The organism is Pseudomonas oplopanacis, from assembly GCF_057128725.1.
The window spans coordinates 122,286-135,775 of record NZ_JBSKHV010000008.1 but is presented as its reverse complement, the minus strand read 5'-3'; the positions used below and the strand labels follow the sequence as shown (position 1 = coordinate 135,775).

The following is a 13,490-nucleotide window of genomic DNA, read 5'->3' as shown; positions in this document are numbered from 1 at the left end:
TCCCACAGGTTTTGCGTACTGCTTCAGAGGCGGAAACCCTGATAGTTCTCGGTCCACGCGTGCTGAGCCGCGAGGGCGGTTTTCAGGCGGCCGATCTGCTCGCGCACCTGTTGCGGCGCGGTGCCGCCCCAGCCACTGCGGGCGGCGATGGCGGCTTCCAGGGTCAGGCTGTCACGCACTTGCGGCGTCAGGCGCGGGTCGATCTCGGCCAGCAACGCCGGCGAGGCTTCCCACAATTCGATGTCGTGTTTCTCGCAGGCCTGGACCAGCGCGCCGGTAATTTCATGCGCTTCCTTGAACGGCACGCCGCGCATGGCCAACCAGTCGGCGACTTCGGTGGCGAGGGTGAAGCCCAGTGGCGCCTGACGCCGCAGTTCTTCAACGTTGACCTTCATGGTCGCGACCATCCCGGCCATGGCCGGCAGCACCAGCAGCAAGGTGTCGACGCTGTCGAGCACGCCGTTCTTGTCTTCGCTCAAGTCGCGGTTGTACGACAGCGGCAGGGATTTGAGCGTGGAGAGCAGACCGGTCAGGTTGCCGATCAGGCGACCCGCCTTGCCCCGTGCCAGTTCGGCGATGTCCGGGTTTTTCTTCTGCGGCATGATCGAGCTGCCGGTGGCGTAGGCATCGTCCAGCGCGACCCAGCGAAACTGTCGAGACGACCACAGGCAGAATTCTTCGGCGAGGCGGGAAATGTTGATCCCGAGCATGCTCGCGATAAACAGGAACTCGGCGACGTGATCGCGGCTGGCGACAGCGTCGATGGAGTTTTCGCAGACTCCGCTGTAGCCCATTTCCTTGGCCGACTGTTGCGGCAGGCGCGCGATGGCGGAACCGGCCATGGCCGCAGCGCCGAGTGGCGACAGTGAGGTGCGTATGTCCCAATCCACCAGGCGTTGCACGTCACGCAGCATCGATTGCGAGTGGGCCAGCAAGTGGTGCGCGAAGACGATGGGTTGCGCCTGCTGCAGGTGGGTGAAGCCCGGGCAGATGCTTTCGATGTGTTGCTCGGCCTGATCGACCAGGGCCTGTTGCAGGGCCAGCACTTCGACGGCCAGGGTGCGCACGTGATCACGCAGGAACAGGCGCAGGTCGTTGGCGGTCTGGTCGTTGCGCGAGCGGCCGGCGCGCAGCTTGCCGCCCAAGGCACCGAGGCGCTCGGTCAGCAGGCGCTCGATGAAGGTGTGGACGTCTTCGTCGTCCAGCGTCGGCGCAATGCTGCCGGCGCGGAAGTCATCACCGATGCGCTCCAGGGCGTCGAGCATGGTCAGGGTTTCTTGCTCGGTCAGCAGACCGGCCCGTTGCAGTTCACGGGCATGCGCCTTGGAACCGGCGAGGTCGTACGGAGTCAGGCGAAAGTAGCGCTCGGGGCAACGGGACAGGGCCGCCAGGGCTTCAGACGGGCCGCTTTTGAAGCGAGCACCCCAGAGACGGTCGGTGGTTTGAGACATTGTTGTTTTCCTCGTCGGTAAAGCGAACTGAAATCGGTATGCCGGGCCTGGAACACGCGCCGAAATCATTCGGGCGCGGTTCGGCCTAATCATTAATTCAAGGGCAGGGGATAAGCGCAGTTGCGAAGTCACGAGAGCTGATCGAAGTGTCAGCTTTTAGTCGTTGGACATCAGTGAGTTGGCACTGAAGTACGGAAATTATTGGCGGTTGCCAAGCCTGGTTTTCTGTGGTCATTATTATTTACCGGCATATTTTTTGTTGTTGGACACAGGTTGTTGAATACGGCGCCAGAGGTAAATAAGCATTATGGAAACCCCACTTTCCAATTCCGGAAACCCGCCGCCAAAACCGCTGCAACGGGCACCGTTGGCCCTCAGTGGGCTGGACTTCAAATTGCTCAAAGTATTCAAGGCTGTGGTCGAGGCCGGGGGCTTTAGTGCGGCGCAAAACGAGCTGAATGTGGGGCTGGCGGCCATCAGCAAACAGATCTCCGACCTGGAAATCCGCATCGGCATGCGCCTGTGTACCCGGGGTCGAGAAGGCTTTCACCTGACCGAAGAAGGCCGCTTGGTGTATCAGGCATCGATCGACTTGTTTGCCTCGGTCGATAACTTTCGGGATCGGCTTAGTTCAGCGCAGAACGAACTGATCGGCGATCTTGGAGTGGGGGTTATTGATAATACGATTTCCGATGCTAATTCACCGTTAGTTGCGGCGCTTAGACGAATAAACGAAGAGTCGCCGAAAGTAAGGTTTCAACTTCAAGCGTCTCAATTGGACGAAGTGGAACGGGGTGTAGTGGAGGGGAGATTAGTGGCGGGAATCGTGCCGGTGTATCAAAAAAGAGAGGAGTTCGATTATTACGCGCTGTATGAAGAACGCTCGGAAGTTTATTGCGCGGTCGGGCACCCGTTGTTTTCGATGCCGGACGCCGAAATGGGCAGCGATGTGCTCAGGCATCACGAGTGCATCAACCATCGCTACGCGATTCATCGGGACAAGCTGAATTTCGCTCACTACGACAGCTTCTCGGCGTCCGCCACCCAGGTGGAGGCCGTGGCGCTGTTGATCAAGACCGGTCGTTTTGTCGGTTTCCTGCCGCAGCATTACGCGGCGTCCCTGGTGGCTCAGGGACAGTTTCGCGCGGTACGCCCGGACCTGATCAACATCGTCACGCCGTTCAATCTGATCCTGCGTCACAACACCGTGCGCAGTCCGCTGGTAAAGGCGTTTGCGCAGGCGTTGGGGGTTGATTTGAAGGCGCCCGGGTGAAACAAACAGGGTCGGCTAACAGTAACTTCCTGTGCGCCGCGCTACGGGGTTTGTTTATGCAGCAGCACGAAATCATTCTTGTCGAATCGCCCGCTCAACACCGGTTGCAAGTTACCCAGGGCAGTGCCCTGCAAGGCGTCGTAAGCGTTCAGGTCCATCATCAACCACGCAGGCCCGGAGAGACTTTGCAGTTCCGCCAATGAGTCGGTAAACAGCGGCTGCAAGTCATGCGGGATGTTGATCATGAACTTGATCGCCTTGGCGTCTTTGCCCATCCCGTGCAACACCAGGGGCGCCGGTGCTTCCTGGACCTGTTCATAGACGGCCAGGCTGAATGTGCGGGTGTCATAGAGCCGACGCTCAACCGGCTCGAACACGCTCATGTACACCGACCACACCGCCAGCACCGCGCAAAAAGCCAGCGTCTCTGCACACCAACGGGGCTTGAACAGCATGGCAAGCGCGATGGCCTGCAACACGCCGAGCAGGATCACGATCGAGCGGATCGACGTCAATTGCTCGGGAAACCGGCGCTGGGCGACCACCAATCCAACGATCATGAGCATCGGGATCAGCAACCATAACCCTTGCATCAACCCACGTAGCGCGGCAAACAACCGACCTTGCGCCACCTGAAACGGGTACGCCGCAATAATCGCCGCCATCGGCAACATCGGCAGTAGATAGCGGGCCTTTTTTGCCTGCGGGATCGACAGCCCGATCAACACAATCAACCCGGCCGCCACGCAGTACTTCAACAGGCGCCATGCCGGGCCTGCCTGGCGGGGTTGGGTCAGCGCAATCGCCGCCAACGCAAGCCATGCCAGCGGATAGGCGAGCGCATAGTTGCCCATCGAACTAGTGAAGTAAAACAGCGCACCACTGGCGCCTTCGCTGCCGTCCAGGCGCCCCATGAACTGCATGCGCACCACGTCTTGCATGAAGGCCGGGCCGCCATCGGTGTCGGCCAGCCACAACAAGGCGCCGACGCTGACCGCCAACAATGCGGCCGCTGTCAGGCCGAAGCCGAACAGGTGGCGCCATTGGCGATTGAGCAAGAAGTAGCTGCACAGGATGCCGGTAGGCACCACCAGCCCGATCGGCCCGCGTACTCCGAAACCGAGGACCAGCAGGGCAAGGATCAGCCACCAGCGGCGTTGTGCCCCGAAGTGGTCGGCGGCATACCCCAGGTAAAACACCGAAAACGCGACGGCCGCGAGTATCAGGTCCTGAGACACCGCGCGGGCTTCGGTGATGAACGTGCTGGTCATCAGCATCAAGGCAATGCTGAGCAGCGCCCAGCGTTGGGAGTAGGGCGCCAGCAAGCGGTACATCAACGTGACAATCACCGCACCGGCCATCGCGCTCGGCAGCCAGGCGCTGAGGCTGTTGACCTGCCCGAACGGCAAGGACAGCAACCAGATGAACAGCGTCGAGACGGCCGAGTAGTCGGCGTAAGGCTGGCCATAGGTGGTGGGAAACACCGATGGCCCGTTACGCAACATTTCCTGGGCAAACAGCACGAACCGCGAATCGAAACCGATGGTTGCTTGCTGATAAACCCCTGCACTGAACAGGATCAGTGCCAGTAACCCGATACCCAGGGACTGCTGGCGAGTCGGTGATAACACGATCAGGCAACAACCGAATCAGCGGCCCATTGCTGGTGCGGAATCGGCAGGTTGCGTGACTCGCCACGGCCCATCGGGAAGTACTTGAACCCGCTGCGCTCAAGGCGTTCGGTGTCGTACAGGTTACGTCCGTCGAAAATCACCGGCGCATTCAAACGCTGCTCGATCAGTTCGAAATCCGGGGCCTTGAATTGTTGCCACTCGGTGCAGACGATCAAGGCATCGGCGCCAGACAGCACGGATTCCGGAGTGCCCATCAGCATCAGTTTCGATTCGTCAGGGTACAGGCGCTGGGTTTCCTGCATCGCTTCCGGATCATACGCGCGGACGTTGGCCCCGGCGGCCCACAACGATTCAAGCAAGACCCGGCTCGGCGCATCACGCATGTCATCGGTGTTGGGCTTGAACGCCAGGCCCCAGACCGCAAAGGTCTTGCCGCGCAGATCGCCACGGTAGAACGCGTTGATCCGCTCGAACAGTTTGTGTTTCTGGCGCTCGTTGATCGCTTCCACCGCTTGCAGCAGGTCGCTGGAACAGTGTGCTTCCTGGGCGCTGTGAATCAGGGCGCGCATGTCTTTGGGGAAACACGAGCCGCCATAACCGCAGCCGGGATAGATGAAGTGGTAACCGATGCGCGAGTCGGCGCCGATGCCCAGACGCACCGATTCGATGTCGGCGCCGAGGTGTTCGGCCAGTTCGGCGATCTGGTTGATGAAGCTGATCTTGGTCGCCAGCATGCAGTTGGCGGCGTACTTGGTCAGTTCGGCGCTGCGCAGGTCCATGAACATGACGCGGTCGTGGTTGCGGTTGAACGGTGCATAGAGGTCGCGCATCACTTCGCGCACTTCGTCACGTTCACAGCCAATGATGATCCGGTCCGGGCGCCGGCAGTCGGCGACGGCCGTACCTTCCTTGAGAAACTCGGGGTTGGAGACGATATCGAACTGCAACACACGGCCGATCTTCACCAGGGATTTGTCGATATGCGCGCGCAATGCATCGCCGGTGCCCACCGGGACCGTGGACTTCTCCACCAGAATCACCGGTTGTTCGCGATGCCGCGCCACGGAGTCACCGACCGACATCACGTAGCTCAAATCGGCCGAGCCATCGTCCCGGGACGGCGTGCCCACGGCAATAAACAGTACCTGGCCATGCTGGACGGCGAGTTTCTCGTCGGTGGTGAATTGCAGTCGTTTGGCTTCCAGGCTTTCACGTACCAGGCTGGCCAGCCCTGGCTCGAAAATGCTCACGTGGCCCTGTTGCAGCAGTGCGACTTTTTTCTCGTCGATGTCCATGCAGACTACGTCATGGCCGACCTCAGCCAGGACGGCTGCCTGGACCAGGCCGACATAACCGCTACCAAATACACTGATTTTCATGACGCACCCCGGAGTTCGGTCGCACGGACTGAACGAGAGTTGATTGTGATGACCCCGAGAATGACCAATGCCACCCCGACGGTCTTGGAAAGGCTGAACGATTCGTGAAACAGCGGCAGGCTGGCAGCCAGCACGTACACCAGCGCGTAACTGATGCTCAGCAGCGAATAGGCCCGGCCCAGCGGCAAGTCGCGCAGGGCGGCCAGCCAGCAGAGCATCGAGAGGGCGTAGGCCACAATCGCGCTCAGCACGACCAGTACCGGGACCAGTTCGAAACTGGCGGCCAGCCAGTTTTCGGGCGAGGGCAGGCGGGTCATGCTCCAGCGCATGCCCAGTTGCGCGGCGCTGCCCAGCACCACGCTGCCCATGGCGAAAGTGATTCCGCGACGCAGGCTCATGCGTGTTGCCCCAGCAGAACCACGCCACCGATCACCAGTGCGACGCCGAACCAGTGCTGGCGATCAATGGTTTCGTGAAAGACGAAGCGGGCGATCAGCGTGACCAATACAAAATTGAGGCTGAGCATCGGGTAGGCGATGCCGACTTCGAGGCGTTGCAGCACCAGCAGCCAGACCAGCAAGCCCGATCCCAGCGCGGCGAGCGCCAGCCACAGCCACGGCGAACGCAGTTTCGCGCCCCATCCCGAAGCCTGGCCGCGCCAGCTCTCGACGGCGTACTTCTGAGCAATCTGACCCAGGCACGTCAACAGGCACGCGACCAGAACCAGTAGCAGGCTCATGGCGCCTCCTGAGGGAAAATCAGAATCACCAGGTTGCCCTGTTCATAGCGTTTACCGTCCTTGGGCAACAATTCGATTTCCTGCAATTCGTCCTCACCTTTAACCCGCATGACGACACCGACAGAGCCGCTACGGCGGGCGTCGCGCATCCACTGCTGAACCTGGCCGACGGTGACCAGTTGCTGTACGGAGTCAGGATAGGCGAGACCATATTTCAATTCGCCTACCGAGTTGTACAACGACACGTCCGGGTGCTTCATGCGCCAGGCCAGAGCGGAGGCGGCGCCGAGATCGTTGCTCAGCAGTTTGCCGGTCTGCGCCAGTTCATCCATGTGATGCAGGATGAATTGGTCGGGCGTCTTGTTGGCGACCACCGAATTGGGCAGTCCGGCGGGAATCAAGCCGATCAGCAGCAGACTGCCGAACGCCGGTGCAGCCCAGCATTGCAGCGGCCTGAAGGCTTGCAGCAGGTTGGCCATGATCCAGCCGATCAAACCGATGAACACCAGCACCAGATTGTGCAGTTCATGGTCGTACAGCGGCTTTTTCAGTTGCAGGTAGACCAGGGCGATCAGGGTCACCAGACCCAACACCAGGTTGAGCAACCCGTTGAGCCCCAGCACCCGTCCCTGTTCGAGCTTCAGTCGGTCAGCCAGCGTGTGACCCAGCAACAAGGCCAGGGGCAGCAGGCACGGCAGGATATAACTGGGCAGTTTGCCTTTGCTGATGCTGAAAAATACCAGCGGCATCACCAGCCACAGCAGCAGGAAGCCGATGCTGGACTGGCGTCGGGTTTGCCAGGCCTGCTTCAGCGCCGACGGCAGCAACGCCGCCCATGGCAGACTGAAACCGACCAGCAGCGGCAGGTAGAACCAGAACGGCTCTTCATGCTGGGCGTCCTCACCGGCAAAGCGCTGAATGTGCTCGTGCCAGAAGAAGAACCGCCAGTAATCGGGCTCTTCCGAATGCACCGCGAGCACCCAGGGCAGGCTCACTGCGATGGCCACGACAATCGCTACGGGGCCGTAGACCAGCAGTTCTTTCCAGCGCTTCTGCCAGATCATGTAGGGCAGGGCGACCAGCACCGGAAGCAACCAGGCAAGGAAACCCTTGGTCATGAAACCCATGCCGCAGGCCAGGCCGAGCATTGCCCAACTCAGGATTTTTTGACGACGACCGACGCTGTCCAGTGCAAACCACAACGCCACCAGACTCAGGTTGACCCAAAAGGTGAATTGCGGATCAAGGTTGGCGTACCCGGCCTGACCGGCGATGACGCTGAAACTCATGTACAGCAGGGCGCAGGCAAAACTTTTGCGCGGATCGTTCCACAATCGGCGGGCGATCAGGAAACACAGCAACACGCTCAGGCCCAGGCTCAGGGCCGAGGCAAACCGCACGCCAAACAGGTTCTGACCGAACAGCGCCTGGCTGGCGGCGATCATCCAGTAACCCGCCGCCGGTTTCTCGAAATAGCGCACGTTCATGAAATGCGGCGACACCCAGTCACCGCTCAGGAGCATGTGCTGACTGATTTGCGCGTAGCGGGTTTCGTCCGGGATCCATAAGCCATGGGTGCCCAGAGGCAGCAGATAGCCCAGGACGAAAAGGACCAGCAGCAGGGGGAGTGCCCAGCGTTTGCTCATGCGCCTTGCACTCCCAACCAGCCTTCGCGACCTTCAAGGACGCCGCGAACGACACGTCCTGTGGGCAAGGTGTTGGGGGCGTCGGGCAGCAAATCGCCCAAGGGCTGGAAATGAATGTCACGCTGGCGTGCATCGGCCAGCAGCTGACGGAAATCGTTGGCCATCAGAATCCCTTCTACTTCTGCATGAATGGTGTAGACGTTGAGTTTTTCGGGGGTAAAGCGCTGAAGAATCCAGGCGTTGAAATCCTCGGCAGCGACCGTCGGGCCCACCACCTCATCGAAGGTCGGCAGGTCCACCGGAATCTGTGGGGCACCTAAACCACCGTTTGCCAGCGTCGGCTGAAACACGCTCTGGCCCCGGCAGTCGCTGTTGTAGCGAAAACCGAAAGTTTCCTTGGCTTCGATCACGCGCTCGTCCGCGCGCCAACCGGCGGCGGCCGAACACTCGACCTTGTTGCCGAGGATGTCGCTGAGCGTGTCGACGCCCTGGCGGATCTGCTCGATCAGTTGCGCGTCGCTCCAGCGTCCGGCATTGGCCTGCCAGCCATGGTGATCCCAGGCGTGCAGGCCGACTTCATGCCCGGCGGCCTGGGCCTGGCGCATCAAATGCCCCAGGTCCCGGCCGATCGGTTTGCCCGGCCAGGCAGTGCCGGCCAGCAAAATGTCCCAGCCGTACAGCCCGGCGGCATTGGAACGGAGCATTTTCCAGAGGAATTGCGGGCGGATCAGGCGCCACAAGTGGCGCCCCATGTTGTCCGGCCCGACGCTGAAGAAAAACGTCGCCTTGACCTGCGCTTCGTCGAGGATTTCCAGCAGCCGGGGCACCCCCTCACGGGTGCCTCGGTAGGTGTCGACATCGATTCGAAGGCCTGACTGCATTAGCATGCTTTTTCGGTTGAGTGATCCGCGATTTCGAGCATGGCTTCACGCAGGAAGAAGTCCAGCGTATTGCCGATGGTCTCGCTCATCTCCACGGTTGGCGTCCAGTCCAGCAGACGTTTGGCGTTGGCGATGCTTGGTTTGCGGTGGGACACGTCCTGGTAGCCGGTGCCGTAGAAGGCTTTGCTTTCCACGTCGCGGAAACCGGCGAATGGCGGGAAGTTGTCGCGCAGCGGGTGAGCTTCGAACTGACGCAGCAGTTCTTCGCCCAACTGGCGAATGCTCGCTTCGTTTTCCGGATTGCCGATGTTGATGATCTGACCGTTGCAGGCGTCGTTTTCGTTGTCGATGATCCGCGCCAGGGCTTCTACGCCGTCCGCGATGTCAGTGAAGCAACGCTTTTGCTCGCCGCCATCGAACAGGCGAATCGGCGTGCCTTCCACCAGGTTCAGGATCAGTTGGGTAATGGCCCGGGAGCTGCCGATACGCGCCGAGTCCAGACGGTCCAGACGCGGGCCCATCCAGTTGAAAGGGCGGAACAGGGTGAAGTTCAGGCCTTTCTGGCCGTAGGCCCAGATGACGCGGTCAAGCAGCTGCTTGGAGATCGAGTAGATCCAGCGTTGCTTGTTGATCGGGCCAACGATCAGGTTGGAGGTGTCTTCGTCGAAGTTCTGGTCCTGGCACATGCCATAGACTTCGGACGTCGACGGGAAGATCACGCGCTTGTTGTATTTGACGCAGTAGCGAACCAGTTTCAGGTTCTCTTCGAAGTCCAGTTCGAACACGCGCAGCGGGTTACGGGTGTATTCGATCGGCGTGGCAATCGCTACCAGTGGCAGGATCACGTCGCACTTCTTGATGTGATACTCGATCCACTCGGAGTGAATGCTGATATCGCCTTCGACGAAGTGGAAGTTCGGGTGGCTGCGCAGGCGGTCGATGGCGTCCGAACCGATGTCCAGGCCGTAGACTTCGTACTGGTCGTCGCGCAGCAGGCGCTCGGACAAGTGGTTGCCGATGAAGCCGTTGACGCCGAGGATCAGCACGCGGGTGCGACGTGGCTTGCGCCCGGATTCAGCGCCGCGCAGGACGGAACCATCGACCAGGCCCAATTCGTTGGCCAGTTGCGGGCCACTCAGGTACAGACCGTTGTCATTGCGTTGACCGGCGGTGATCACCAGCGAGTCTTCGCCACACGCGATACGCAGTGGATCGACGCTGATCACACGGCCCGGTGCCAGGCCTTCATTGCCCTTGGCAACTTCGGCACTCCAGACAATCAGCTTGTGCTCGCCCACGTCGCAGAACGCACCCGGATACGGCTGGGTAACCGCGCGGACCAGGTTGAACAGTTCTTCAGCGGGTTTCTTCCAGAACAGTTTGCCGTCGGCTGCCGTGCGGCGACCAAATACCGTGGCTTTGGATTCGTCCTGAGCCGTTTCGGTGACTTTGCCTTGCAGCAAGGCGGGCAGGGTGTCGCGCAACAGGTCGACAGCGGCCACGCGCAATTTGCCGTGCAGGCTCAGCGCGGTGTCGCTGCGCTCGATGGCAACTTTTTGCTGGGCGATGATCGCGCCGGCGTCGGCGCGCTTGACCATGCGGTGCAGGGTCACGCCGGTTTCGGTCTCACCGTTCACCAGCACCCAGTTGGCCGGCGCACGGCCACGGTAGCGGGGCAGCAACGAACCGTGCAGGTTGAATGCGCCTTTGCGGGCGGTGGCCAGCAGCGGCTCGGTCAACAGGTTGCGGTAGTAGAACGAGAACAAATAATCAGGGTTGAGTTTGGCGATGCGCTCGATCCACAGCGGATGGTTGGCATCTTCCGGCGCATGCACCGGGATGCCTTTTTGGGCACACAACTGCGCAACGGAACCATAGAACGCGTTTTCTTTCGGGTCATCGGCATGAGTGAACACGGCGGCAATTTCAAAGCCGGACGCGAGCAGGGATTCGATACCGGCACAGCCAATATCGTGGTAGGCGAAGACAACAGCTTTTGCGCTCATGAGAGAACCTGATCTGAAGTGGAAGTGAGGCCGTCAACGGTGACAACGGGAGCGGGCGCGGCGGGTTGGCTACGCAAAACTTTTTCGACGAAGAAACGGGGGCGGGCGCGGACGTCGCTGTACATGCGACCCAGGTACTCGCCCAGCAGGCCCATGCCGATGAATTGTCCGCCGGTGAAGACGAACAGTACGGCGAACAGCACGAACGATCCGTCGCCGGCCCATTCGGCGCCGAACACCAGGCGCAAGAAAATCAAGGTCATGGCGAACAGCACGCCCAGGCCGGCCATGGCGAAACCGACAATGCTCAACAGGCGCAACGGCGTGGTGGTCATGCACGTGATCAGGTCAAACATCAGGTTGACCAGGCGCATGGGGCTGTACTTGGATTCACCGTGTTCGCGCTCGGCGTGCATCACCAGGATTTCCGTGGTGTGCCGGGCAAAACTGTTGGCCAGGATCGGGATGAAGGTGCTGCGCTCGCGGCAGGCCAGCATCGCGTCGACGATGGTCCGGCGGTAAGCGCGCAGCATGCAGCCGTAATCGCTCATGGCAACGCCGGTCGAACGCTGCACGGCCATATTGATCAGTTTCGAAGGCCAGCGGCGCAGGGCCGAGTCCTGACGGTTGTTGCGCACGGTGGCGACCACGTCATAACCGAGTTCGGCCTGGGCCACCAGGCGCGGAATTTCTTCAGGCGGGTTTTGCAGGTCGGCATCGAGCGTGATGACGACGTCACCTTTGCAATGTTCGAAACCGGCCATGATTGCCGCATGCTGGCCATAGTTGCGGTTGAGAATGACCGCGACCACCGGGCTGCCTTCACGACTGGCAGCCTCTTCGAGGATTTGCGCCGAGTTGTCGCGACTGCCGTCATCCACCAGCACGATTTCGTATTCATGGTGCAACTGCGCACAGGCCGCTTCAGTGCGTCGAAGCAACTCGGGCAAGCTGTCTTGCTCGTTGAAGACCGGGATAACAACCGACACGCAACGGATTGGGTAAGGTTTCACTGAGATCTGTCCATAACGTTTTCAATGGCATCGACCACACGATTGACATCATCGGTAGTCATGTCCGGGAACAAGGGAATCGAACACAGCCGCGCCGAATTCCATTCGGTGTTGGGCAAGTAAATGTTCGGGTACCGCTGACGATAATACGTGTGCAAATGGGTGGCGATAAAGTGGATGCCGGTGCCGATGTTCTGCTCCTGCAAACCCTTCATGAACGCTTCTCGGTCCAGCCCGCAACGCTCGGCATCGATGCGCAGGATGAACAGGTGCCAGGCGTGTTGTTGCGGGTAGGTCGGTACCGCCAGCGGTTGCACGGCGCAGCCTTCCAGGCGTTGCTGGTAGAGGTGAGCCAACTCGGTGCGTTTGGCGTTGATCTCGTCCAGGCGCTCCAGTTGCACCAGGGCGATGGCGGCATTGATGTCGGCCAGGTTGTATTTGAAGCCTGGTTCCATTACTTGCGCCTGCGGTTTGCGGCCGTGGGTCATGCGGTCGTAGGCGTCGACACCGAGGCCGTGAAACTTGAGCATGCGCACCCGGTTGGCCAGCGCTTCATCGTCACTGACAAACATCGCGCCTTCAGCGCAGGTCATGTTCTTGATGGCGTGGAACGAGAAGATGGCCGTGCCCTTGGAGCCGACATGACGACCTTTGTAGAAGGTGCCGGCGGCGTGGGCGGCGTCTTCGATGACAGGAATGCCGTGTTTGTCGGCCAGCGCATACAGCGGGTCGAGGTCGAAGGCGGCGCCAGCGTAGTGCACCGGAATGATGGCTTTGGTGCGCGGGGTGATGGCGGCTTCAATGCTTGCCAGATCGCTCATCAGGGTGTCGCGGTCAACATCGACGAACACTGGCGTCGCACCCAGCAGGCAGATCATGTTGGCGGTGGACACCCACGTCTGGGACGGGGTAATGACTTCATCGCCCGGACCAATGCCCAAGGCCAACAAGGTGATGTGCATGCCACCGGTGGCGGAAGAAAGTGCAACGGCATGTCGGCATCCGACATAGTTGGCGAACTGCTCTTCCAGTTGCTGGTTTTTGGGCCCGGTGGTGATCCAGCCGGAGCGCAATACTTGCTCGACGGCTGCAATTTCTTCATCGCCGATACTGGGGCGGGAGAAGGGGAGAAACGCCTGACTCATGGGCACCTCGGGCTGAAATTGAACAAACGGTGGTACTGGATTTATTGGATCCAAAGCAAGCGTAGTCGATAAAAAAGAAGCTGCTTCAATTGGTTACATAAAATGCCTGACAAACCGCATCAATTGACTTTTTCTGTTTCAGTCGGCACGTTGGGGGCCTGTGAGGGACAGCCGCGACTCATTGAGGGTATGCGCAATTTCGTGAAAGGAACATGAAAACCCGGTCGGCAATTCGTTTATATGAGAGTCATACAGGCACTGTTCAGACTCCTGCCGCTCATCGCGGTTTTTAGAAGAAAAGTCCTACGGAAGTCTCCGCTTTA

General features: G+C 60.1%; 11 protein-coding genes. 1 reads left to right on the top strand and 10 read right to left on the bottom strand.

Features of this window, described 5'->3' with window-relative positions; translation table 11 throughout:
- Window positions 1-23 precede the first annotated feature (23 nt).
- Window positions 24-1,451: an argininosuccinate lyase gene (gene argH, locus ACWKV5_RS17430; RefSeq protein WP_483842293.1), complete on the bottom strand. Its 1,428-nt coding sequence runs from the start codon at window positions 1,449-1,451 to the stop codon at window positions 24-26.
- A 307-nt stretch (window positions 1,452-1,758) separates the two neighbouring features.
- Between argH and ACWKV5_RS17425 the strand changes: the two genes are divergently transcribed.
- On the top strand, window positions 1,759-2,724 hold the full coding sequence (locus ACWKV5_RS17425; protein WP_483842292.1) for a LysR family transcriptional regulator: 966 nt from the start codon (window positions 1,759-1,761) through the stop codon (window positions 2,722-2,724).
- A 41-nt stretch (window positions 2,725-2,765) separates the two neighbouring features.
- Here the strand turns inward: ACWKV5_RS17425 and ACWKV5_RS17420 are convergent, their stop codons facing one another.
- The 9 genes from ACWKV5_RS17420 to arnB are packed head-to-tail and all read right to left on the bottom strand — an operon-like array spanning window position 2,766 to window position 13,167.
- Entirely contained in the window at window positions 2,766-4,355 is a 1,590-nt protein-coding gene (locus ACWKV5_RS17420; protein ID WP_483842291.1) for an ArnT family glycosyltransferase, read from the bottom strand.
- A 2-nt stretch (window positions 4,356-4,357) separates the two neighbouring features.
- The gene (locus ACWKV5_RS17415; protein WP_483842290.1) at window positions 4,358-5,737 is read right to left on the bottom strand and encodes a UDP-glucose dehydrogenase family protein; all 1,380 of its coding nucleotides are present in this window, start codon (window positions 5,735-5,737) and stop codon (window positions 4,358-4,360) included.
- Window positions 5,734-6,135 (bottom strand): 4-amino-4-deoxy-L-arabinose-phosphoundecaprenol flippase subunit ArnF, encoded by a 402-nt coding sequence (gene arnF / locus ACWKV5_RS17410; protein WP_483842289.1) that lies wholly within the window; start codon window positions 6,133-6,135, stop codon window positions 5,734-5,736. Before arnF ends, ACWKV5_RS17415 begins: the two co-directional genes overlap by 4 nt.
- Entirely contained in the window at window positions 6,132-6,476 is a 345-nt protein-coding gene (arnE, locus tag ACWKV5_RS17405; RefSeq protein WP_027923061.1) for a 4-amino-4-deoxy-L-arabinose-phosphoundecaprenol flippase subunit ArnE, read from the bottom strand. The genes arnF and arnE overlap by 4 nt, the downstream gene beginning before the upstream one ends.
- Window positions 6,473-8,122, bottom strand: coding sequence for a lipid IV(A) 4-amino-4-deoxy-L-arabinosyltransferase (gene arnT, locus ACWKV5_RS17400; protein ID WP_483842288.1), 1,650 nt, complete (start codon window positions 8,120-8,122; stop codon window positions 6,473-6,475). The genes arnE and arnT overlap by 4 nt, the downstream gene beginning before the upstream one ends.
- A complete protein-coding gene (arnD, locus tag ACWKV5_RS17395; RefSeq protein WP_483842287.1) occupies window positions 8,119-9,003 on the bottom strand; it encodes a 4-deoxy-4-formamido-L-arabinose-phosphoundecaprenol deformylase in 885 nt (294 codons plus the stop codon). The genes arnT and arnD overlap by 4 nt, the downstream gene beginning before the upstream one ends.
- On the bottom strand, window positions 9,003-11,009 hold the full coding sequence (gene arnA, locus ACWKV5_RS17390) for a bifunctional UDP-4-amino-4-deoxy-L-arabinose formyltransferase/UDP-glucuronic acid oxidase ArnA (RefSeq protein ID WP_483842286.1): 2,007 nt from the start codon (window positions 11,007-11,009) through the stop codon (window positions 9,003-9,005). The genes arnD and arnA overlap by 1 nt, the downstream gene beginning before the upstream one ends.
- Window positions 11,006-12,022 (bottom strand): undecaprenyl-phosphate 4-deoxy-4-formamido-L-arabinose transferase, encoded by a 1,017-nt coding sequence (gene arnC / locus ACWKV5_RS17385; protein WP_123431686.1) that lies wholly within the window; start codon window positions 12,020-12,022, stop codon window positions 11,006-11,008. The genes arnA and arnC overlap by 4 nt, the downstream gene beginning before the upstream one ends.
- The gene (gene arnB, locus ACWKV5_RS17380; protein ID WP_483842285.1) at window positions 12,019-13,167 is read right to left on the bottom strand and encodes a UDP-4-amino-4-deoxy-L-arabinose aminotransferase; all 1,149 of its coding nucleotides are present in this window, start codon (window positions 13,165-13,167) and stop codon (window positions 12,019-12,021) included. The genes arnC and arnB overlap by 4 nt, the downstream gene beginning before the upstream one ends.
- Between the last annotated feature and the right edge of the window lie 323 nt (window positions 13,168-13,490).

Coding starts and splice junctions, on each gene's coding strand:
- argH (WP_483842293.1), bottom strand. CDS start 1,451: ATGTCTCAAACCACCGACCGTCTCTGGGGTGCTCGCTTCAAAAGCGGC.
- ACWKV5_RS17425 (WP_483842292.1), top strand. CDS start 1,759: ATGGAAACCCCACTTTCCAATTCCGGAAACCCGCCGCCAAAACCGCTG.
- ACWKV5_RS17415 (WP_483842290.1), bottom strand. CDS start 5,737: ATGAAAATCAGTGTATTTGGTAGCGGTTATGTCGGCCTGGTCCAGGCA.
- arnF (WP_483842289.1), bottom strand. CDS start 6,135: ATGAGCCTGCGTCGCGGAATCACTTTCGCCATGGGCAGCGTGGTGCTG.
- arnE (WP_027923061.1), bottom strand. CDS start 6,476: ATGAGCCTGCTACTGGTTCTGGTCGCGTGCCTGTTGACGTGCCTGGGT.
- arnT (WP_483842288.1), bottom strand. CDS start 8,122: ATGAGCAAACGCTGGGCACTCCCCCTGCTGCTGGTCCTTTTCGTCCTG.
- arnD (WP_483842287.1), bottom strand. CDS start 9,003: ATGCAGTCAGGCCTTCGAATCGATGTCGACACCTACCGAGGCACCCGT.
- arnA (WP_483842286.1), bottom strand. CDS start 11,009: ATGAGCGCAAAAGCTGTTGTCTTCGCCTACCACGATATTGGCTGTGCC.
- arnB (WP_483842285.1), bottom strand. CDS start 13,167: ATGAGTCAGGCGTTTCTCCCCTTCTCCCGCCCCAGTATCGGCGATGAA.